At 72.0% G+C, this 20,324-nt stretch carries 29 protein-coding genes and 1 pseudogene; 19 read left to right on the top strand and 11 right to left on the bottom strand.

Annotated elements, in window-relative coordinates:
- Window positions 1–48: 48 nt before the first annotated feature.
- The 7 genes from ACME2J_RS07795 to ACME2J_RS07765 all read right to left on the bottom strand — a co-directional run bounded on the left by ACME2J_RS07795 (window position 49) and on the right by ACME2J_RS07765 (window position 4,211).
- Window positions 49–246: a hypothetical protein gene (locus ACME2J_RS07795; protein ID WP_495544325.1), complete on the bottom strand. Its 198-nt coding sequence runs from the start codon at window positions 244–246 to the stop codon at window positions 49–51.
- Window positions 247–316: 70 nt separating this feature from the next.
- Window positions 317–793 (bottom strand): hypothetical protein, encoded by a 477-nt coding sequence (locus ACME2J_RS07790; RefSeq protein ID WP_495544324.1) that lies wholly within the window; start codon window positions 791–793, stop codon window positions 317–319.
- 54 nt (window positions 794–847) lie between these two features.
- Window positions 848–1,615 carry a thermonuclease family protein gene (locus ACME2J_RS07785; protein WP_495544323.1) on the bottom strand — a complete coding sequence of 256 codons (768 nt, stop codon included), beginning with the start codon at window positions 1,613–1,615 and terminating at the stop codon, window positions 848–850.
- A 244-nt stretch (window positions 1,616–1,859) separates the two neighbouring features.
- Window positions 1,860–2,126, bottom strand: a complete 267-nt coding sequence (locus tag ACME2J_RS07780; RefSeq protein WP_495544322.1) for a hypothetical protein — start codon at window positions 2,124–2,126, stop codon at window positions 1,860–1,862.
- 85 nt (window positions 2,127–2,211) lie between these two features.
- Entirely contained in the window at window positions 2,212–2,577 is a 366-nt protein-coding gene (locus ACME2J_RS07775; protein WP_495544321.1) for a hypothetical protein, read from the bottom strand.
- Window positions 2,578–2,833: 256 nt separating this feature from the next.
- On the bottom strand, window positions 2,834–3,583 hold the full coding sequence (locus ACME2J_RS07770; protein WP_495544320.1) for a hypothetical protein: 750 nt from the start codon (window positions 3,581–3,583) through the stop codon (window positions 2,834–2,836).
- 259 nt (window positions 3,584–3,842) lie between these two features.
- Window positions 3,843–4,211, bottom strand: a complete 369-nt coding sequence (locus ACME2J_RS07765) for a helix-turn-helix domain-containing protein (protein WP_495544319.1) — start codon at window positions 4,209–4,211, stop codon at window positions 3,843–3,845.
- A gap of 70 nt (window positions 4,212–4,281) precedes the next feature.
- Here ACME2J_RS07765 and ACME2J_RS07760 point away from each other — a divergent pair, with 70 nt between their 5' ends.
- From ACME2J_RS07760 to ACME2J_RS07750, 3 genes are read left to right on the top strand one after another with little or no spacing between them, the layout of a single operon-like run.
- Window positions 4,282–4,539, top strand: coding sequence for a helix-turn-helix transcriptional regulator (locus ACME2J_RS07760; RefSeq protein ID WP_495544318.1), 258 nt, complete (start codon window positions 4,282–4,284; stop codon window positions 4,537–4,539).
- Window positions 4,536–4,742 (top strand): helix-turn-helix domain-containing protein, encoded by a 207-nt coding sequence (locus ACME2J_RS07755; RefSeq protein WP_495544317.1) that lies wholly within the window; start codon window positions 4,536–4,538, stop codon window positions 4,740–4,742. Before ACME2J_RS07760 ends, ACME2J_RS07755 begins: the two co-directional genes overlap by 4 nt.
- Window positions 4,742–4,948 (top strand): hypothetical protein, encoded by a 207-nt coding sequence (locus tag ACME2J_RS07750; protein WP_495544316.1) that lies wholly within the window; start codon window positions 4,742–4,744, stop codon window positions 4,946–4,948. The genes ACME2J_RS07755 and ACME2J_RS07750 overlap by 1 nt, the downstream gene beginning before the upstream one ends.
- 68 nt (window positions 4,949–5,016) lie before the next feature.
- Here the strand turns inward: ACME2J_RS07750 and ACME2J_RS07745 are convergent, their stop codons facing one another.
- Entirely contained in the window at window positions 5,017–5,232 is a 216-nt protein-coding gene (locus ACME2J_RS07745; RefSeq protein ID WP_495544315.1) for a hypothetical protein, read from the bottom strand.
- 47 nt (window positions 5,233–5,279) lie between these two features.
- Between ACME2J_RS07745 and ACME2J_RS07740 the strand changes: the two genes are divergently transcribed.
- From ACME2J_RS07740 to ACME2J_RS07665, 16 genes and pseudogenes are all read left to right on the top strand, one after another.
- Window positions 5,280–5,471: a hypothetical protein gene (locus ACME2J_RS07740; RefSeq protein WP_495544314.1), complete on the top strand. Its 192-nt coding sequence runs from the start codon at window positions 5,280–5,282 to the stop codon at window positions 5,469–5,471.
- Window positions 5,472–5,639 carry a hypothetical protein gene (locus tag ACME2J_RS07735; protein ID WP_495544313.1) on the top strand — a complete coding sequence of 56 codons (168 nt, stop codon included), beginning with the start codon at window positions 5,472–5,474 and terminating at the stop codon, window positions 5,637–5,639.
- A 100-nt stretch (window positions 5,640–5,739) separates the two neighbouring features.
- The gene (locus ACME2J_RS07730; RefSeq protein ID WP_495544312.1) at window positions 5,740–6,678 is read left to right on the top strand and encodes an ERF family protein; all 939 of its coding nucleotides are present in this window, start codon (window positions 5,740–5,742) and stop codon (window positions 6,676–6,678) included.
- A complete protein-coding gene (locus tag ACME2J_RS07725; protein ID WP_495544311.1) occupies window positions 6,678–7,094 on the top strand; it encodes a hypothetical protein in 417 nt (138 codons plus the stop codon). The genes ACME2J_RS07730 and ACME2J_RS07725 overlap by 1 nt, the downstream gene beginning before the upstream one ends.
- The gene (locus ACME2J_RS07720) at window positions 7,091–7,363 is read left to right on the top strand and encodes a hypothetical protein (RefSeq protein ID WP_495544310.1); all 273 of its coding nucleotides are present in this window, start codon (window positions 7,091–7,093) and stop codon (window positions 7,361–7,363) included. Before ACME2J_RS07725 ends, ACME2J_RS07720 begins: the two co-directional genes overlap by 4 nt.
- Window positions 7,360–7,797, top strand: coding sequence for a helix-turn-helix domain-containing protein (locus ACME2J_RS07715; RefSeq protein WP_495544309.1), 438 nt, complete (start codon window positions 7,360–7,362; stop codon window positions 7,795–7,797). The genes ACME2J_RS07720 and ACME2J_RS07715 overlap by 4 nt, the downstream gene beginning before the upstream one ends.
- Complete coding sequence (locus ACME2J_RS07710; protein ID WP_495544308.1) at window positions 7,794–8,033, top strand: hypothetical protein; 240 nt, start codon at window positions 7,794–7,796, stop codon at window positions 8,031–8,033. The genes ACME2J_RS07715 and ACME2J_RS07710 overlap by 4 nt, the downstream gene beginning before the upstream one ends.
- Window positions 8,023–8,373, top strand: coding sequence for a hypothetical protein (locus ACME2J_RS07705; protein ID WP_495544307.1), 351 nt, complete (start codon window positions 8,023–8,025; stop codon window positions 8,371–8,373). Before ACME2J_RS07710 ends, ACME2J_RS07705 begins: the two co-directional genes overlap by 11 nt.
- Window positions 8,370–8,621, top strand: coding sequence for a hypothetical protein (locus ACME2J_RS07700; RefSeq protein WP_495544306.1), 252 nt, complete (start codon window positions 8,370–8,372; stop codon window positions 8,619–8,621). The genes ACME2J_RS07705 and ACME2J_RS07700 overlap by 4 nt, the downstream gene beginning before the upstream one ends.
- Window positions 8,618–8,704, top strand: a pseudogene (locus ACME2J_RS07695) (DUF5131 family protein); the annotation flags it as partial. The gene ACME2J_RS07700 and the pseudogene ACME2J_RS07695, both read left to right, overlap by 4 nt.
- Window positions 8,705–8,809: 105 nt before the next feature.
- The gene (locus tag ACME2J_RS07690) at window positions 8,810–9,367 is read left to right on the top strand and encodes a sigma factor-like helix-turn-helix DNA-binding protein (protein WP_495544305.1); all 558 of its coding nucleotides are present in this window, start codon (window positions 8,810–8,812) and stop codon (window positions 9,365–9,367) included.
- Window positions 9,368–9,628: 261 nt separating this feature from the next.
- On the top strand, window positions 9,629–9,886 hold the full coding sequence (locus tag ACME2J_RS07685; RefSeq protein WP_495544304.1) for a hypothetical protein: 258 nt from the start codon (window positions 9,629–9,631) through the stop codon (window positions 9,884–9,886).
- 375 nt (window positions 9,887–10,261) lie between these two features.
- Window positions 10,262–12,007 carry a type IV secretory system conjugative DNA transfer family protein gene (locus ACME2J_RS07680; RefSeq protein WP_495544303.1) on the top strand — a complete coding sequence of 582 codons (1,746 nt, stop codon included), beginning with the start codon at window positions 10,262–10,264 and terminating at the stop codon, window positions 12,005–12,007.
- Between the two features lie 19 nt (window positions 12,008–12,026).
- Window positions 12,027–12,803: a replication-relaxation family protein gene (locus ACME2J_RS07675; RefSeq protein ID WP_495544302.1), complete on the top strand. Its 777-nt coding sequence runs from the start codon at window positions 12,027–12,029 to the stop codon at window positions 12,801–12,803.
- A gap of 434 nt (window positions 12,804–13,237) precedes the next feature.
- Complete coding sequence (locus ACME2J_RS07670; RefSeq protein WP_495544301.1) at window positions 13,238–14,755, top strand: zf-HC2 domain-containing protein; 1,518 nt, start codon at window positions 13,238–13,240, stop codon at window positions 14,753–14,755.
- A gap of 50 nt (window positions 14,756–14,805) precedes the next feature.
- Window positions 14,806–17,001 (top strand): hypothetical protein, encoded by a 2,196-nt coding sequence (locus tag ACME2J_RS07665; protein ID WP_495544300.1) that lies wholly within the window; start codon window positions 14,806–14,808, stop codon window positions 16,999–17,001.
- Between the two features lie 198 nt (window positions 17,002–17,199).
- Here ACME2J_RS07665 and ACME2J_RS07660 read toward each other — a convergent pair whose 3' ends face one another.
- The 3 genes from ACME2J_RS07660 to ACME2J_RS07650 all read right to left on the bottom strand — a co-directional run.
- Window positions 17,200–17,886, bottom strand: a complete 687-nt coding sequence (locus ACME2J_RS07660; protein WP_495544299.1) for a lipoyl protein ligase domain-containing protein — start codon at window positions 17,884–17,886, stop codon at window positions 17,200–17,202.
- A gap of 56 nt (window positions 17,887–17,942) precedes the next feature.
- Entirely contained in the window at window positions 17,943–19,199 is a 1,257-nt protein-coding gene (locus ACME2J_RS07655) for a dihydrolipoamide acetyltransferase family protein (RefSeq protein WP_495544298.1), read from the bottom strand.
- 10 nt (window positions 19,200–19,209) lie between these two features.
- The coding region (locus ACME2J_RS07650; RefSeq protein WP_495544297.1) for a transketolase-like TK C-terminal-containing protein at window positions 19,210–20,324 on the bottom strand (1,115 nt) is incomplete at its 5' end.

The raw sequence follows: 20,324 nt of genomic DNA, 5'->3' as shown, positions 1-20,324 counted from the left end.
CCGTGTAGACCGAGGCGGTGCCTGAGTCTATCCGGAGCCGGCGACTGGTCAAACCTTCCGGAGGATCTCGCGGACGCGCCCAGGGCTCAGCTCGAGCTCGTGCGCGATGTCCGCGACCGAGAGTCCGCCGCGGCGCGCGGACCTGGCGAGCTCGGCGCGCTCCTCGCGTAGCTCGCGCATCTTCTCCGCGTGACGTTCTTCCTCGCGGGCGAGCCGGTCGCGGATCTGGCGTAGGTCGTACCTCACGACAGGGCGCGGCGGCGCGGGACGACGCCCGCGGCGTCTGTTTCAGGGCACGGCGAGACCGCTGCCACGGTCACGGCGTCGCCCGAGCCTCGGCGACATCACGACGGGCGGCCGCCAGCCGCGGGAGGTCGCTATCGCGAGCGGCCGTGCGCGCGTCCGTGGCCGCCGACAGCAGGAGGTTGGCGCCCTTGTGCACTTCCTCGCCCGCGAGCAACCGATCGCTGATCGTGGACAGGATCTCGCTACGGACCTGGTCGATCTCGCCTGCGCCGGCGCCCCCGCTGTCGAGCGCCGCTTCGATCGCCTCGTCGAGGCGAATCGCGAGGTCGTCGATCGCGATGCGGAAGTCCGCGACCGGGGACGCCCCGGCGTCGGACGCCGCGTCCTCCGTGTCGACCTCGGCCCCCCGATCGATACGCGGGGGTTCGGCAGCGGTCGTCACCGTCGGCACCGCTGGGAGCAGCTGCAGGCCAACGGCCGACGTCTCGGGATCGTCATCCGAGCACCCCGCGAGAACCGCGGCTGCGGCAACCGCCAGAACGATCATCCGCCCGCGCGACTTTCCTCCGCGTGTCGCGTTCGACGCCGGCACGACCGGTGTTCAGCCGTCCTTGTGGAAGTTGCCGCCGCAGATCCGCCAGACGCCGCGCTTGCGCTTCTTCGCGCGGCGCTCCGCGGTGCGGTGCCGGTCGTACCTCTGGAACCGCTTACCGCGGTAGACGTAGTTCTTCGCCCACCCGTCTGCGAGCATCCGGGACTGCAGGTAGGTCCCGCCGCGCGTCGTGACGTACGCGAGGAGCCGGCCGTACCGATCGAACGTGTCCTGCGTCGGGTCGGTGCGAAGAGTCACGCGCCGGCCATCGCCGCCCTCCTCATCGGCCAGCCCGTCGTCGTCGGTGTCGCGCGGCTTCGTGAACGCGAGGCTGAGCATGCGCGCCGTCGCGCGCTTCCCGCCGCACTCCACCCCGACACCAGGCCGCTTCGTCTCCGGCGTGTCGATCCCGATGAGGCGGACCGTGTAGAAGTCGCGCTTCGCGCCGAACGCCCGCACCTTGATCGTGTCGCCGTCTACGACGCTCGTGATCCTGGCGCTGATCTTCTGCGCCTTCTTCCTCGGCGTCGTCTTGGGCTTCGTGGAACCACCGGATGAGCCACCCGACCCGCTGCCGCCGCCACCCGACCCGGGCTTCAAGCACGGGCAGGGGAGCGACTCGCAGTAGATGCCGTCCCCGTCGGCGTCGCGGGTGTCGGCGGCGCGCTGGGCCTCCGCCTGGTTGTCGTAGTCGGAGCACGTGGCGGCGGACGCTGAGCTCGGGAGGGCGGCGAACGCGAACATCGCCACCGCGACAGCGAAGATTCTGGACCTCATCGCGTGAAGCTACTCGCGACAGGGAGTCGCGCGCAACCGGTGGATGCCCCCGGGGCCCGAGCCCCGGGGGCATCGCCGCTTGCGAACGAGCGTCAGGGGAGTCTCGTTCGGCTCAGAGCCGGCCGGGGCAGGGGACGAGCCGGCTCCGATGAAGGCGTACCCGTCTCACCGTCTGAACAACTTGCCCTTCGGTGGTGTCTTCGTCTGCCTAGGGGGGTATGCGCGCCGCGTGCCGTTCGAGCCGTCAGGCGGCGCGTGTCGTCCTGGCGAGGAGATCCCCATCGGCGGCGACGACGGCGACGGTCTCCCAGCGGCGCGCCGGGTCCACGGCGCCGCCGGAGAGGACGCTGACTGTGACGGCGTCGTAGATGTCTGTCCCCTGGAGGTCCGACTCCACGACCCAGATCGACCGCACGTCGCCGGCAGTGTCGATGAGGTCGGAGATCACCTCGAGTTGCGCCTGCGTGAGCTCTGCGGACTTGTACACGGGATATCGGGTGTTGCTTCCCACGGAATCCTCCTCGACCGGCGAGATACCACCGCTGTTGCACATATCGCTACCCGCCCCGCGCCAACCAAACCCGAGGTCTGGACGATCATCCGTCGTTCTCCGCGGCCTCGATCCGCACGCGAACCTCGTCGAGGCGTCGGGCGACCTCGTTCGCCCAGTGATGCCGCTCGCTGTAGCCGAGCCAGTTAGCCGCGACGTGCGCAGAGTCGATGTGGCGACGCACGATCCGGCGGAGATGCTCCGCATGATGAGGCGCCGGCGTGTTATCGGTCATCGCGGCGGCAAGCTCCCCGGCGCGACGCAACAGGACGGTGATGTCCTCGAGATCCTGCGCTTCGACCGGGGCGACCGTGGCCGACTGCTCGACGTCGAGCAGCTCGGTGAGCTCGAGCGCGGCGGACGTCACGCTTCGTAGCTCCGTGATCAGCTCGCGCCGCGTTCGTGACGCCATCGACTGGTCCTACCCCGGGGCCCCCACCTGTAGAACCTGTACCCCGGTGGTGTCTTCGTCTGCCTAGGGGGATAGGCACCCGTGCACGTGACGCGCAGGGCTGCCTATAGCCCTATGCAGACCAGCCCGCGTGCATAGCCACCTATGCGCACTCAAGTCTCGGCGCGTTCCTCAAGTGCGCGGGAGACTTCGTGCTCGCGACGGACTCAGGAGCATCGTGCAGCGAAGATTCGCGCTACGAACACAGTTCCCTGGCTCAGGGCGAGATCTCCCAGGACCCAGTCTCGCGGCCAGCGTCGAACTCGACCTGAGCGAGCCCCTCCCCGTACGCCACATTGAAGGCGACGCAGCCACGCCGGATCTCGCCCGCGCCGATGTCGCCAGGTGGCTCGCACCCGTGGATGAACGTCCGGCGCGCAGTCGTGCGATCGCTGAGGACACCGTCGAAGTCCCACGAGAACGACTCGATCCGCTCGTCGGAGACGTTCCTCATCGACACGGCGACACCGACGAAGCGCCGCCCGAAGCCGGGTGTCTCGACGGGGTTCGCGATGAACAGTGGGTCGACCGGTTCCCCCATCGTGATCTCGAGGTCTACGTCGTCCTCGACCCAGAGACGCAGCGTCTTGCCGGCCGGGGCGCGGCGGTCTTCTGCGAATCGCCCCTCTGCGCGATGCACGCCCTCGTCGAACTCCGTGAGGTAGTCGTTCCGCAGTCGCCAGCGATCGATCGGTGAGCGGCGCGTTCCCGACCGGGTGATCGTGACGTTGTAGAGATCGAGACGACCGTCGGTGATCTTGTCCACCTCGCAGGCGACGCGAAGTCGGCTGCGGCGCTGGCAGGTGACGTTCTTCGGCCGGACGCCTGCGCGGGGTTCGACCACGTCTCGCGTGCGGATCTTCGCGTCGCGCACCTTGAGCGTCGCCGGTCGGTCCGCGGCCTGAGCGGCCGGCGCCAGCGCGAGCGCTAGCAGCCCTGTTGCACCGATTGTCCTGTTGCGCGTCATCTGCGCCCTCCGGTGTGTTCGCGTAGTGACGTGCGCCGTCCGACCCGCATCGTAGGTTCCTCATCCCTTCGCTCACGCAGCGCGGCGCGCCCGGCGGAGGGGTCATCTCCCAGCGCAGGATGGCGGGTGAAGGCGGACCGCGAGGAAGGACCGAAGTTGCAGCACCCCCTCATGCGCGTCGTCGATGGCGAAGGGAAGAGCCACGACGAGCAGACCGCGTGCGCGTGGGCGATCGTCGCGGACGCCGTCGCCGAAGCCCTCATGACCCTGGACGCTGATCATCCGCGGCGCGGCGCGTTCGCGGCACTCTGGCGGAAGTGTCATCGGGCGTCTCGGCGTCCTGCTCAGCCGCGGCTGTCAGCGCGGCCATAGCCTCGTCCGCGGCCTCAGGGTCCCAGTCGTCGACTATGCGCCAGCCGTAGACCGCGAACGCGTCCGGGCATCCCGTTGCCTCCGCGAGGTCACGTAGGAAGTCGGTCGACGGGTAGCCGCCCCGACCGTTGATGACGTTGCGCAGTTGGTTGTACGTGAGGCCAACGCGAGCCGCAATGACCGGCTGCGTCGCCCGGGTGTAGGCGATCATCGCCTTCGCGATTCGGAGCCTCTCGGGTCCGTCGGGAACCTTCACGCCGCGCATTGTTGCGCCGTTACGCGCAGCGGGAAGACAAGATCGCGCAGGAGCACAAATCTGTGTTACGATGCGCGAAATGACACGCACGTTCACGAAATCGCGTCGTTCCGCGGCCTCGAGGAACCGAGTCCTGATCGAACATCGTCTCGACGCAGGGCTCACGTGCAACGACCTCGCTCGTCGGGCGGGCATCAGCGGGAACACGGTCCGGGCCGCTGAGCGCGGCGACTACGTCGACCCGCGCAGCCAGTACTCGATCGCCCGCGCGCTGGACGTGCCGCGGGTCGTCCTCTTCCCCTTCGAGCGTCAGCGAGAGGCCGCATGATCCCCGGCGCCGAGATCCGCGCGCATTACCTCAACGCCGGGCTCAGCCGGCGCGCCTACGCCGACAAGCTCGGCGTCCCCGAGCAGTCGCTGCGTCGCCTCGAGGCCGGACTCGGGGTGCACCCGGCGAACGCGAAGCTCGTCGCGGACGACATGGGCGTGCGAGTCGTGGACCTCATGCCGCTCGATCGCGAGGCGGCGTGATGCGCTCTCGGGAGATCGCAGCGGTCGACCTCAAGGCCGGCGACACGCTCGTCCTCCGCGACCGCGGGTTCCGCGTCACCGAGATCACCCCGTACGACGGGGAGCAGTGCATGCGCGACCTCGGAGCGTTCGGGATCGCGCACGTCGAGGGCTACGGCGAGTTCGTGAGCCTGTGGGAGCGCGGCACGGTCCGGGTGGCCGCATGAGCCCCGACCTCGCCAGTCTTGCGCAGCGCGCCGCCCGAGCGCGGGAGCACGCCACCCGCCTCACCGGGTCAGCGCCGCTGGTTTCGCTCGATGGAGTTCAGGGCGCCCACGATCAGGTCGAGCCGCTCGATCAACTTCGCCCCGTCGAGCGGCGGGAAGATCGCGACAGGGGCTGCGCGTGCCCGCTCGGCAGCCTGGTTCATCGCCTGCTGCTGCGCCTCGAGGCGGCGGAGGCGCACCTCGATCTGCTCGAGGCGCGACACAACGTCTTCCGTATCTCCCATGAGGAGACGCTAACCGAGCGACGCAGTGACCTGACGGAGCCGTCCCAATGAGCCCGGACGTGATCTTCGCCGCCGGCCTCACATGCGCGCTCGTCGCCGTGTTCCTCGGCGGCTGGATGCTCCGCGGGGTCCGCGACCTCGACGAGGCGCTGCACCGCGCGTACTGGGATGGCTACGGAGGCGCGCGCGCCCAGGCGGAAGAGTTCATCGTCCGCGACGACCACGAGCCGGCCCTCTGAATGGACCCGCTCGTCGACAGCCGCGAGCCGTGGGAGCGCCGCGAGGAACGCGAGGACGAGCGCGACGAGCTCGACGCGCGCCTCGACGCTCGCGACCGGCAGCTCGAGCACGCCGGCCTCGACGACCACGGCCGGCTCCCCACCGAACGAGACCGGGGCGCGCGATGACACGCCGCCAGCCTCAGCCCCTCACGCCGGCGCAGATCACCGCCGCGCTCCGCCCCGCCCCGTCGGGCGTCCACGTCCAGCCCCGCCACACGAGCACGCGATGACCGAGAAGACGAACGCCGCCGCCTCCCGCTCGCTCGTCGAGGACCTCGCCGCCGCCAGGAACGACGCGGCCGAGGTCACGAAGAGCCAGCGGAACAACGACCAGAACTACGACTACGCGAGCGCCGAGCAGATCCTCGCCGCCGTCCGCGGCCCGCTCCTCGCGCGCGGCCTCGTACTCACCCAGCACCCGGCCGCCTGGGACTACCAGGAGGTCAAGAGCGCGAAAGGCGCGATCGGTGTCCGCGCGGTCGTCGTCATGGACTTCACGTTCCGGCACGGCCCGACCGGCGACGAGCTCACGATCCCCGGGTGGCGCGGCGAGGCCGTCGACTACGGCGACAAGGCCACGCAGAAGGCGTACACGAACGCCGTCAAGACGTTCATCCGGTCGCAGTGGCTCCTCCCCACCGAGACCGACAACCCGAACGCCCCCACCCCCGTTCGCGTCGCCGCGGCCGCGGAGATGCCGGCGTGGGCGCAGGACACGACCGACGACCGCCGTCGCGAGCTCGTCGACATCGTCGGCGGTCTCACCGACCCCGACGCCGCGAGTCGCCTCGTCGACGCGACCGCCGGGCACCTCGGGTGCGTCCCCGACGCGCTCGTCGTGTTCATGCGCGCCGTCGCCAAGACCGTGCCCGCCGCCCCCGCCACCGAGGCGGGCACACCGGACGGGCCCGCCCCCGACTCTCCTCCCACCGGGGCGGGCCCGTCCACCCTCGACGAGCGGCCGCCGCCGGAACACGACCCCGAGTACCTCGAGCGGTGGGCGCGCAACGCCGAGGACGACGAGCTCCTCTTTGAGGCGAACACGCGGCACCGCGCGCACCCGACCGCCGCCGCGGCACTCGAGGAGCTCGATCGGCGCGGCATCGACCTCGTCGACGCGGCCGCCCAGGACGTCCATCCCGACCAGACCACGTTCGACGCGTGATGCCGTCCGCGACGATCACCTGCCAGGTCCCGCCGTCGGTGAACCGCACCCGAGGCGAGCACTGGGCGCAGACCTCGAAGCGCAAGCGCGCGTTCGTCGGCGACCTCGCGATGCTCCTCCTCGCCGCGAGGGTCCCGCGCCCGATCCCCGGCGACCGCGTCCACGCGACCGCGGTGATCGTCACGCCCACCCGCCGGCGGCGGGACGAGGGCAACTACCGGGCGCCGCTCGAGAAGTTCCTCGGCGACGCGCTCTGCCCGCCGCTCGGCGACCACCAGCACCGATGGATCAGCGACGACACCCCCGAGCACTTCACGTTCGGCGAGCTCACCTTCCGCGTCGAGCCGGGCCGGCCCGCCCGCTGCGACATCACCCTCACCTGGCAGGACGTCGAGCCCGAGGAGCTCGCAGCATGAGCACCGCTGCCGTCTCGCTCCACGACATCGCGCCGCGGCTCGCGCGCGCCCGCGACGCATGGCTTGAGCACCGCCGGGCCGAGGCGGCATGGACGGTCAAGCACGTCCACGACCTCCTCCGCGCGGAGCGCCTCGTCGCGCACCGCGACCTGCAGCTCGCGCGCGCCTACGCCACCGGCGACGGCAGGTACATCGCCCGCCGCCGACGCAAGCTCGACGACGCTCGCCGCGAGCTCGCCCGCCTCGAAGCAATGGAGCCGCCCGCATGAAGCCGGGCTCCCAGAACGGCAGGGTCCTCGCGCTCCTCCGCGCCCGCGGCACCCGTGGGGTCACGATGCGCGACTTCGACCCGGGGCCCGACGGGCACGTCGCCGACGGCGGCAGCCGGTTCACCCGGCTCGCCGCGCGCGTGAAGGACCTCCGCGACCTCGGCTACCGCATCGCGAAGGTCGACGATGAGCCCGGCCGGTTCGCCCGGTACGTCCTCGTCAGCGTCCCCGACGAGCACCGACGTCCCGACGCGCACGGCTGGTACCGCGAGTGGCAGTGCTGGCACCCGACCGGGCCCGGCCGAGTCTGCGGCGCGCACCTTCACGGTCCGATCGGCGAGACCTGCCCGCGCGGGCACCGCGCCGAGCTCGCGCACGTCCTCGACACGACCTCCGCGACACGAGCCGACGAGGAGGAGGCCCAGGCGGCATGAGCGCCGGCGATGACCCCGTCCGCAAGCTCGTGAGCGGCCCGCACGACTACTGGTCGGACGAGCTGCCGGTCACGCGCGGGCAGTGGCGGCAGATCGCCGCGCTCTCGCTCGCGCTCATGGGCGAGGAACTGCCGACGACGCGCGCCGAAGCATCGCTGATGATCGCGCGACTCCACCTCGGCGAACCGGCCGCGACACCCGCCGCCGCCACGGAGGTATGGCCCGATGCTGCCTGACCTCACCGCCGTCACTCCCTGCGACCTTCCCGGCCTCCACACGGTCATCCGCCGCCCGCCCGTGCTTTCCGGCGTCGACGATGCGCTCGCTCTGCTCGACGAGGAGCACGAGCGGGCGGCCGACCGTCGCGCGGCACGCCTGGCGCGAACCGGCACGGGCCCGCGCTGGTGGTGCGTCGTCTGCTCGTCGTGGGTTCGCGGCGAGCACGACGTCTGCGCGCAGTGCCGTCACGCCGGCCCCCACCACTTCGGCGAGGACGCGCCGACCGCGGGGAACCGCGCGCGCCGCGACCGGCTGAGGCGCGAACACCGAACACGGAAGAGGAGGCGGCGCCGATGAGCAAGCCGAACCAACCGCCGGTCGCCGGCGAACCGCGCACACGCCGGCTGTGGGCGCTCGCCGCCGCGCAGCGCGGCATCGAGCTCGCCCGCAACCACGAGACGTACGAGGCGGCGGTCGCCGAACGCGCCGCTGTCGAGCTCGAGCTCATCCCGCTCACCGACCGGGATTGCCGCGTCGTCGACACGCGCCTCCGCGCGCTCCGCGCCGTCGACCACGGCCGCGACCCCGGACGGGCCGCCGCATGAGCGAGCGGACGCGTATCGAGTGGACCACGGCGACGTGGAACCCGTGGCGCGGCTGCGACAAGGTCAGCCCCGGCTGCGCGCACGCGGCGAATCCGCCGGCACGCGGTGGTGAGCTGCAGGCGAGGTCGCGGGATGCTGATTGAGCATTGCGCTCTGGGTACGGTTCTCATGGCTGCGCACGAGGGATCGTGTCCGTCGAGCGCGCTTTCTCGCATTCCACGACCCTTGAAGGGGGCCGGCTGATGGCAACCGCGGCGACGTCGCTCAACGAGCGTCAGCAGCAGATCGTCGAGCTGTACAAGCAGGGCAAGAGCAGCGCGGAGATCGCCGAGGCGGTGGGCGCCACGACCGGGTCGATCAACACCCAGATCTCGCGGCTGCGCAAGCGCGGCGTCCTGCCCGCCAGCCCGCGCAAGGGCGGCCGCAAGAAGGCAGCGGCCTCGGCCGCACAGGCGACGCCCGCGGCAGACGGCACCCCGAAGTCGTCGTCGCGGAAGGCGTCTCGGGCGACAGGGTCGCGCGGGGCGCGCAAGTCGGCGGGCGGGCGCCGGACCGCGTCGAGATCCCCCGAGGTGTCGAGCAATGGTCGGGCGTCCGGCGCGGTGGCCTCGATGCGCGCGAGTCGCAGCGATCTCGTGGCGCAGCGCGACCAGATCCGCGAGGAGATCCGTGACCGCGAGAAGGCGGTCAAGCTCGTGGAGCAGACGATCAAGCAGATCGACGAAGCGATCGCGGCGCTGAGCTAGGAGGACCGCCTCCTCGCCACGCAGGCGCTCGCGCCAGCCGCGCTCACGCCCGGCCAGACACACGGCCCTCCCAGCGGTGCGGTCAATATCCGCCGCTGGTCAGCCGATCCAACGGCTGCGGCAGAGCACGCGATGATCAGCGCACGGACGCCCGCGGGCATTCGCGCGCCGCCATCCGCTGCTACACGGCGGGGGGGCCGCGGGCGCGCCTCTCTTATCCGCCGGGCAACACATCAGTGCGCTCGCTCCGAGAAGCCATGCGTGACCCCATCTCGCGAACCCGTCCCCGCATGTCGGCGGCCCGGCTGCGGTGAGCCCGCGGTCGACCCGCACGGCTACTGCCTCACCCACGACCTGCGCTACGCGCGGTGGCGGGCGTGGCGTGACGAGCTCGAGCTCGATGACCTCGAGGCGGCCGGCGACGGTGATGGCGACCCGCTGAGCGCGTCGACGGAGCGCGCGCTCGACCTGCTGTGGGAGCACCTCACCCCGGGGCCGTTCCAGGCCGAGGAGAGGTAGCGGGATGCGGGTTACGGAAGTTGCTCGGAACCCCTACGGAAGTCCTACGGAAGTCCCCCCGGCCCGAACAGGCGTCCCGCTCGCGAAAGACCTGCAAATCGTGGTATTTGTGCGAGGTGTCCTGGTCGGACACCTCGCGCTGGGCGCTCGGTCTCGCTCACGCGAGCCGGTCCGGGCCTCCTTCGTCGGCCCTCTCGCTGCGCTCGCCCGTCTCCGTGGCGAGAGGGCCGGACGGCCTCCCGGACGTCGCTGCGCGCCGTCCCCGGCTGCCGGGGCAGCCCCGGCGGCGATGCCGCCCCGGCGCCCGGACGGGCGCCTCCAAGGCCGGCCGGCCACCAGCCCCACCCGTCACGAGACGGGTCGCGGAGGACGAGCATGACGCCGCCCCGCACGGCCTCCGGCTCCCCCGAGCAGACCCGTCGCGACGCGCTGCTCGTCGCCACCGCGCTTATGTCGGTCGTGCTGCTGGTCGTCGCCCGCCAGATCACCCGGCACCCCCTCGTGGCGATCGCCGTGATGGCTCTGCTCGCGGGGATCACGGTGGGCGCGCTGGTCGTCCATGCGCGGATCCGGGATGCGCTCGCCGCACGACAGGATCCGCCGCGCGCGGGGATCGTCATCGGCACCGTGCGCGGCGACTGGCGCCTCGCGCGACGTCGTCCGTATGTGCTGGGGTGGGAGAGCTTTCCGCAGCACATGCTCATCACCGGTCCGACGGGGCGGGGGAAGAGCTACGGGTTCATCGCCCCGATCCTGCGCGCCCACATCCACCGACCCGCGACCGGGGTGCTCTACATGGACGGCAAAGGCGACCCAATCCATGAGGGGCCCGGCGGGGTGCGGTTCGACCACGTGTTCTGCCCCGAGGAGCCCGGGCGCTCAGCACGGTGGAATCCGCTCGCTGGCCGTGATCCGTTTGCGGCGGCGCGCAGCTTCGCCGACGCGATCTTCCCCACCGCCGGGCTCCCCGGCGCCGTGTACTACGAGGTGCGCGGCGCGTTCGCGATCCGGGCGGTGGCGCCGGCGATCGCCTACACGGGCTTCGGGATCGAGAAGCCCCCGACCGCCACCGAAGACGAGATCCGCGCAGCCCTGCTCGAGGTCGGCCTGTCCGACAGCGACGCGTCCTACGCCCTCACCTACGGCATCGGGCGCTGCGAGGAGCAGCTGCGCTGGTATCCGACGCGGCCGCGGCAGGGCCCAGAGGCGCTGCTGGACTTCATCACCCACAACAACCGGCCCTCCCCCGCGATCGACGAGACGCTGCTCCTGCCGCGCGCTGGGACGCCGACGATCGCCGCATTGCACGACGTGCTGTTCACCGACGGGCAGCTCGAGCAGCTCGCCCAGGAGCTCGACGGCAAGCTGGACGACAAGGCGACCGATCTCGCGCGGGAGCGGTTCGCGAATCTCGCCGCCCAGATCCGCACCCTCGCCGCCCTCCCCGCCAAGGAGCGCGCGGCGGTGCTCTCGAACCTCGAGAACCGCATCGCCGTGTTCCTCACCCCGCCGTTCGACCGGCTCTGCGCACGGTCGGACTTCACGCTCGCCGACGTCTGCGCCGGCCGGTCGGTGGCGATGCTGCTGCCGGTCGGCAGCTTCCCCGGCATCGCCGAGCCCTTGGGGCGCGTGGCGCTCGCGCAGTTCCAGCAGGCCGTCCTGGCCTCCAGTGCGGGGGTGGGGAAGGTGGCGGTCCTCGACGAGTTCCACAACTTCGTCTCGCCGGCGTTCACGAAGTTCCTCTCCCAAGCCCGCTCCAAGGGAGGGGCGGCGGTGATGAGCACGCAGACGATCGCCGACTTCGACATCGACTACCGCGACCAGCTGCTGGCCAACGCGTCCACACAGATCATCACGCCCGGCTCGCTGCCCTTCGACGCCGAGCACTGGTCCCGCGCGTTCGGCGAGCACGAGGTCGAGCAGCGCACCACCACCCGGCCACCCCGGTCGATTCTCGACCCCGCCCCGCCCGCCACCGTGCGAACCGAGCAACGCGACGAAGCCCGCTACACCCCCACCCGCGTCACCGAGCTGGGCTCCGGGGAAGCGCTCATCCGCCAGGTGTGCGGCCGGGTCGCCTATCCCGCCACCGTCGTGAACGTGGAGCGGCGTCGTGGGTAGGCAGCGCCGTGATCGCGGGGTGCGGCTGACGACCCGTGACACCCGGATCTTCGAGGACCTCCTGCAGCGGCGCACCGACAGCCTCGGCAGCATCCACGCCCGCCACTGGCCGAGCGGCGCCCTGGAGACCGCACGGCGGCGGCTCGGGATCCTCGTCGCCGACGGGTTCCTCGAGCGCGTCTACATGGAGAAGCCGCCGGCCGCGCTCGTGCACCCGACTGACGACGCGAAGGGATGGGTGCACGCCTACACCCTCACCCCCCGCGGCGTCGCCGCTCTGCGCCGCCGCTCGCTCGCCGGCAGCGTGCTGCAGGGACGCAGCATCAAGGGCGACATCGACGACGCCGCGATCCCCCACCAGCTCGCCGTCAACCGCGTCGGCGAGCTCCTGGGCACCGTCCTGCGCCCCGAGCACCTCAGCGACCTCACCGGCGACCGCCGCCACCGCCCCGACGCCACCTATCGCGCCCGCCCCGACAGCACCGGCCGGCGCACGGTGATGCTCGAGGTCGACCTCGGCCATTACACCCGCCAGCGGATCCTCGGCAAGCTCACCACGTTCCTCGCCGACCCCGACACCACCGGCGTCCTCTTCGCCTGCCCCACCGACCAGCGCGCCGCCTGGATCGCCCGCACCCTCAGAGACGCCCACGGCGACCGCATCATGGACCGCGTCCAAGTCCTCACCTTCCCCCAGATCCAAGACGGCCGCCTCCTGCGCGACGCGCTGCGACCCGACCCCGACCCCGACGCGCCGCTCGCCGAGATCCTCGAGGGTCTCCCGCGCGTCGCGTAGTCCGGGCCGTCCGGCCCGCTCAGCGCGCAAAGGTCCATCAGGCGTCGGCGTGGGCGTCCCACGTCCTCTCGAACATTCGTCCAGATCCCGCCGGGTTTCCCGCTACGAGCGGGATCGCTTCGACACACCGATCGCCCAGATCGAGTAGTCGCCGCACGCCCGTGGCGACGGGCCGGACGGCGTCACCCGCGCTTGGCTGGACGCAGCGCCCTGGACGCGACGGGCGCCGCGCGTCGCGGTGTCGAGGGGCGTGACAAGCCGCCGAGGCTCCATAACCATGCGTGCTGGCAACGCACCGCCGCGAGGGGAACAGGGGCCCGGATGGTCCAGGGGATCGCGGCGAGCAGCACCACAGGGGAACGGCAGGAATGCCGAGCACGACATTTCGCGACGGGCGCGGCAACACCGCGCGCACGTCGCTCCAAGAACGGGGCATGCCGATCGCATCGCCCACGACGATCACACCGCCGCCCCGCCTGCGCGAACCCTCCGTCCGGGCGCGGCACGCCCCGCTCGACCACGGGTCGGTCGTCGGGATCCGGCCGGGCAACCACGTCGCGTTCCAGCAGTTCGTCGACGCCAACCGCCACCTCTTCACCGACTACGTCCAACGCCGCCTCAACGGCCCGCACGCCGGCGCGGCGGAGGACGCGCTCCAGGACGGGCTCATCAAGATCTGGAACAAGTGGGACCGCTGGCCCACCGACGACGGGGAGCGGATCCGGTTCGCGCGCGAGTCGCTGCGGATCGCGGCGCTCGAGGCGATCCGCAAGCGCACCGGCCGCGACAACTCCCCGCGCGCCGGGGAAACGGTGGTCGACTTCGCCGATCTCGACGGGCCCGCCCCCACGAGCGGCCCGGCGGCCGAGCGGCTCGCCCGCGACCTCGGGCGTGCGATCGCCGAGCAGTCCCTCGTGAAGGACCAGCTCGGGTACCTCGAGAAGGCCTCCCTCGTCGCCGCGATCGCGACGCTCACCGATCTCGAGCAGCGCGTCCTGTTCATGACCGCCCAGGGCGACGACTGCAAAGAGATCGCCGCCGATCTCGGTGTCACCCATCAGCAGGCGCGCGAGGCGCTCATGCGGGCCCGGCGGCTGTGCCGGATGCTCATCGAGCACGCCGACGGCCAGAAGGTCGCCGAGACCGAGGCGAAGCTGCTGTGGCAGTACCGCGACGGACAGCTCTCCGGCAAGCGCGCACGCGAGCTCAAGCGGCACATCGAGCACTGCACCGCCTGCCAACGCCTCCTCGGCCTCGACGAGAGCATCGGCACCAACGGCGCGCTCGTCATCCTCCCCATCCCCGCCCTCCTGCTCACCGGGCACCAGCTCGCGGCCGACCGCTTGAGCGGACCGAGCGACGGCGGCGCCGAGCCCGGCGCGCCGGCCGACGGCACGCTCGCCGGTCAGGTCGGCGCGGAGGTCGGCGGCACCACGCTCGGCACGACGACCACGTCGGCGTGGTCGGGCTCCGTGCTCGCCGGGATCACCGCGAAGGTCGGGGTCGCGCTCGCCGGCCTCGCGGTTGCCGGCAGCGTCGCCGGGGTCTACAAGCTCGCTCAGGACCGCCAGCAGCCCCCGGCGCCCGGGCCCATGAGCGCCGGGGCGCTCGCCCCGCTCGCCGACACGCCCGACGCGCTCGCCCAGCGCATCGGCGCGCCCGCCCGCACCGCGGCGCAAGAGGCAGCGGAGGCCGCCCGCAAGGAGCGCGCGGAGAAGCGGACTGCCCCTCGCGCCAAGCCGCCGGCGAAGAAGCGCAGCACCCGCCCCGCCAGCGCGCCGAAGGCGTCGCCGGCCCCGCAGCCGTCGGTCACCGCGCTCAACGCGGCGGCCGTTCCCTCAAGCGCTGCACCGGCGCGAGCCGCAGCGACACCGACCGCCGCTGCCGCCCCGCGTTCCGCGCCGCCGCCCGCTCCCGCCGCGGGTGGCGAGTTCGTCATCGGCGGCGGCTGATGACCCGACCCTCTGCTCTTACGACCACGACCACGCACGGATCTCGAACCATGACCACGATCACCCGCCGCCCCACCATCGCCGCTCTCCTGGTCTGCGGCCTTCTCGCCTTCGCGTCAGCTTCGCCCGCGCACGCGGGCACCTACAGCGTCCGCTACTGCGACCCCGTCAACCCGAGCGCCGCGGGGTGGACGCCGACGTGGTCGGGGAGCGCGTGGACCTACTACGGGGAGAGCTGCGCCACCGGCGGCAGCCTCCAGGCCTGGTTCGACCCCGCCCAGCCGCACGACCCGGGCACGTCGAGCCAGTGGTCGATCGACGCGCCGCAGGACACCACGCTCGCCGCGATCAGCGCCTACCGGGAGTGGAGGGCCGACTCCTACCAGTTCCACGGCGACTCCCACGCCGTGCTGTTCAGCGACAAGGGGCGCGTCGACGGGTGCACCGTGTTCTACGGCTGCTACGGCGTCAACGGCACCGGCAGCTGGGATCTCGCCGACGCCCGCACCGTCGGGATCGCGGTGCAGTGCACCGGCAGCGGCTGCCCACCCGGCGAGGTGTACAACCGCCTCAGCCACATCACCCTCACCATCCGCGACCCCCACGCCCCCGTCCTCTCGCAGGTCGGCGGGCCGCTCGCCAGCAGCTCGGCGACGAGCCGGTATCGGTCGCTGTCCTACAACGCCACCGACCGCGGCGGCGGCATCTACCGCCGTCGGCTCATCGTCGACGGCGCTGCGACCGCGCCGAGCGTGATCGACGCCAACGGCGGGGCGTGCACGCAGCCCGCGACGACGCGGGTGCCGTGCCGGCTCGCCGTCGCCGACACCTTCACCCTCGACACCGCGACGATCCCCGACGGGGAGCACACGGTCGCGCTGCGCGTCTCGGACATCACCGACGACAACCACGCCACCACCCCGACCTGGACGATCACCGTCGACAACCAGCCCCCCACCCTCGACGCCCCGGTCGTCACGGGGAGCGAGGCGCGGGTCGGGACGCCGCTCACCTGCACCGCCGCTGCCGCCGGTCAGAACCCGAGGCTCGGTTACCAGTGGGTGCGCGCGAACCCGGACGGGTCCGCGGAGACGCCGATCACCGACGCAACGAGCGCGAAGTACACGCCGACCGACGCGGACGCGGGCCGCAAGCTGCTGTGCCGCGTCACCGCCACCGACGGCGGCGGCACCGTGACGCGGTCGAGCTCGCTCACCAGCGGGCCGTTCGCCGACGGGCAGACCGTGAAGACCCACTGCGCCGGCCAGCCCACCGCCCCGACCGATCCGTGCGGCGACTACGACCGCGACGCGGTCCCCAACCACGCCGATCCCGACGACGACGGCGACGGGATTCCCGACGACCGCGACCCGCGCCCCCTGCACGACGACACGCCGGCCAGCACACCGGCCGCCCCGCAGACCCAGCCCGCGCCTCCCTCCTCGGCCGCGCCGGGGCCGGCGGCGAGCGCGCCGGCCCCGGCGGCGACGCACCACACCACCACGCAGACCGTTCTCGTCGCCAGCAGCCCCGCCGGCATGCCCGTCCACTCCAACCGCGACGGCATCCACGGCCCGCCGACCAACGGCACCGCCGCGACGAACAGGACCGCCATGACCCTCGCCGGGGCACGCTCGCGGCACGTGAACTGGGGACGCCGCACCCGCACCACCGGACGGCTCCTCAATGCGCACGGCCAGCCGATCACCGGAGCGCTCATCACGATCCAGCAGCGCGCGATCATCCCCCGTCGCTCCGGCTACGCCCCCAACTCCGTCCTGCGCACCGTCGGGTCGGTGCGCACCGACCAGGACGGCCGGTTCCGCTGGACCGCGGGGAGCGGGCCGAGCCGAGAGATCATCTACACCTACAAGGCCAACCCCGCCAACGCCACCGTCCAAGGCATCGCCCGGCTGCGGCTCTCGGTCCGCAGCAAGGTCACCCTCCGCGCTAAGCGCCGGACGCTGCACAACGGCGACACCCTCACGCTCACCGGCCGCGTCCACAACCGGCCGCTCCCCACCGCCGGGGTCGTCGTCAGCGTGCAGGCCTACGTCCACGGACGCGGATGGGTCGTCTTCGCCACCCCGCGCACCGACCGGCGCGGCCGGTTCACCGCCCGCTACCGATTCCGCGACACGACCCGCACCACCCGCTACCGCATCCGCGCCATCACCCGCATGGACACCGGGGCACCGTTCCTTACCCGCGCGAGTCGCGCGGTGCGCGTGAAGGTCGCGCCGTGACAGCCGTCCACCACTTCCGGACCATCGAAGCTATCCGGTGTGCGGCGTGGGCCCTACGAGCGCCCTCAACGACCGGCTCACCCAGGCTTCCTCCTCACTGCTGCATTCGGGCCGGCGCGAGGTCATCCACGCCAATGAGGCGAGCCCAGCCACCCCTCAGCGCGCTGCCGGAGTCGGCAGGTCATCGTCGGATCACACCTATCGCGGGTCATCGAGCCACGACGCCCCACGTTGTTGGATCTCAGCGACGAGCGCGGCCTGGACGGTCTCGACTTGCAGCCCCGAGACGACATCCTCGGCGGCCCCCGCCGTCGACGGATTCCATGTCAGCCCGAGCTGCCCATTGACGTCTGTCAGCACACGGCGCAGCGGCGCGCTCCCCTCGACGACCACGTGTGCGCTCACGAGAGCCGCGCCGCGCACAGCGCGCTGCGCGACCCCGGCCAGCTTGAACCCGCCAGCATGCAGACTCCAACAGCCCGGGCAGTACTCGCCGGCGAGCTCGCCCCGACTCACGACGAGGCCGCACGCGTCGAACACGTTGGATACGAGTTCGGCAAACGCGGCGAACCGCCGGTCAACACCCTCAGCGATCGACCTCGTCGGGACGATCATCTCGACGATGACGCAACCGCGATGGTACGCCGCCGCCCGGCCACCGCCGAGCCGAACGACCGGCGTGAACTTCAGCGCGCGGGCCGCGGCCGCCGCCGCCTCGAACCCCTCGTGATGCATGTCCAGCCGGCCGAACGCAACGGTGGCTCCCGGCCGGTACACGCGCGCCAGCGGCGAGCGGTGGGCGCGTGCGACCGCGTACAGAAGCTCCTCAGAGCGCTCCATATCACGCGCTGGCGCGTCAACATGAACCTCTTGAAGAATCTCCACGGACGGAGCCTCGTCTAGGTGGCACACCGTATCCGCGACTGCACCTCGTCGACCCGTCAGAGCGCGAGGCGGAGAGGCGCCTCGAGCAGGTCGCGGACCCGCGCGAGAAGTCGCGAGCCGTCGGCCCCGTACAGGATGCGATGGTCGCAGTTCAGAGTGAGCGTCATGAGGAGCTCGTCGACGATCTCGCCATCGCGTCGGGCGAGGACCTCGCGCGTCGCCCCCACGCCCAGGATCGCCGCCTGGCCGCCGTTGATGACCGGAGAGATCGACGTCATCCCGAACATCCCGAGGTTCGACACGGTGAACGTCCCGCCGGTGAGATCCGCGGGGGCGATGCTGCCGTCCCTCACCGCGGCGGCGAGCCGTCGCGTCTCGCGAGCGATCTGCCCGAGCGACTTGCGGTCGACGTCGAAGACCGTCGGGACCACGAGCGCGTCCTCGGTCGCAACAGCGACGCCGAGGTTGACGTGCTCGTGGAGGAGGAACGCGTCACCGTCGAAGCGCGCATTCGCCCGGGGGTGGTCGCGCAAGGCGACCGCGACCGCGCGGACGATGATGTCGTTGATCGAGGGCACCACGTCGCCGTCCGCCGCGAGCGCCTTGAGCTCCGCACGAAGCGCGACCGCGGCGTCCATACGCACCTCCGTCGCGACCTGGAAGTCGGGCACGGTGGTCTGCGTCTCCACCATCCGCCCGGCGATCGTCTTCTGCACGCGCGTGAGAGGCTGACGGACGTCGTGGGTCGCGGGTGACGCCGACCCTCCCGTCTCGAGAGAACCCGGAGCCGGGGGCGTCGCCGGCGCGACCGGCTCGTCCGCGGCCCTCTCGACCCCGATGTGCGCTTCCACGTCGCGACGGGTCACGCGTCCCCGCGGGCCGGTTCCCGTGACCGCGGAGAGAGCGATTCCGTGCTCGGCCGCGATCCGGCGTGCGAGCGGGGACGTCGCGGGCTCCGCGGGGCCGTTGCCGAGCGCTGGGGGCGGCGCGGTCGCCAAGGCCGCCGCAGGCCGGCTTACCGGAGAGGGGACCGCCGCTTCGGTGTCGGCGGCGTCCTCGGAACCAGCGGCCCCGGCGCGCTCGGCTTCGCCGATGCGAGCGATGACGGCACCCACGGGGACGGTGTCTCCCTCCGGAGCGACGATCGTCAGCGATCCGGCGACGTCGGCCTCGTGCGTCGCCGTCGCCTTGTCGGTCTCGATCTCGACGAGCTCGTCGCCGGCGGCCACGTCGTCGCCGTCCGCCCTGAGCCACGTGAGGATCGTCCCCTCCTCCATCGAGTCAGAGAGCTTGGGCATCGTGATCTCGGTCATGCGGACTCCCTCAGTCGATGAGGTCGAGGGCCGCGCCGACGACCGTGTCGGCGTCGATCCCGAAGTGGCGGTACAGGTCGGGGACGTCGCCGGACTGCCCGAAGTCGTCGACGCCCAACGACGTGATGGGGACGCGTCGCACGCCTCCGAGGAAGGCGAGCGTGTGTGCGTGACCGTCGAGCACGGTGACCATCGGCGCCGCGCGGTCGACCGGGAAAAGGTCGTCGAGGAACTTCGCGTCGCCGTCACCCACGGCCTGCCGGGCGCGGGCTGCCCGAAAGACGAGATCCGCGGAGGTCAGGCAGACGACGTCGGTGCGGACTCCGCCGGACTCGAGCTCGTCGGCGGCGGCCAGCGCCTCGGTCACCACCGCTCCCATGGCGACGATCGTGATCCTGGGAGGGCCGTCGGCGATCCGCAGCCGGTAGCCGCCGGCGAGCACCTGTCGTCGCCGCTCGGCGAGTGCATCGGCGTCCTCGGGAAGGGCGGCGAGCGCCTGGTCGACGGGGAGGGTGCTCAAGCGGAAGTACGCGGAGACGCCGTCGGGGCGCCCGACGCGGCTCATCGCGTGGAGCAGCGTCCACTCGAGGTCCTGTCCGAAGGCCGGCTCCCATGCGATGCAGCGCGGCTGCTCGAGCCCGACGGAAGGAGTGGTCACGGAGTGGTGCGCGCCCCCCTCCGGTGCGAGCGTCACGCCGGACGGCGTGCCGACGAGAATCGACTGGCCCCCCGCATACATGCCGAACGACCACGGCTCGAGCGCACGGTTGACGAACGGGTCGTAGATCGTCCCGATCGGGATAAGCGGTCGGCCGTCACGTGACCACGTCGCTCCCAGCTCGCCGAGCAGCCCGACGAGGTTGCCCTCGGCGATCCCCAACTCGATGTGCTGCCCGTGTTCGCTCTCGCGCCAACCCACGAGGCGGTCGCTGTCGTCGGCGAACCAGTCGATGCGCTCCCCGATGTGCCAGATGCCCACCCGGTTGATCCAGCCGCCGAGGTTCGTCGACGAAGCGACGTCAGGACTCACCGTGACCACGTGGTCGGCGACCCGCGGGGCGCCATGGGCGAGGTCGACGAAGAACCGTCCGAACTCCTGCTGCGTGGACACCTTGCCGCGGTGGT

The sequence above is a fragment of the Paraconexibacter sp. genome, from assembly GCF_059438195.1.
The sequence above is the reverse complement of the archived record's forward strand: the minus strand, read 5'-3'. Positions and strand labels throughout refer to the sequence as shown.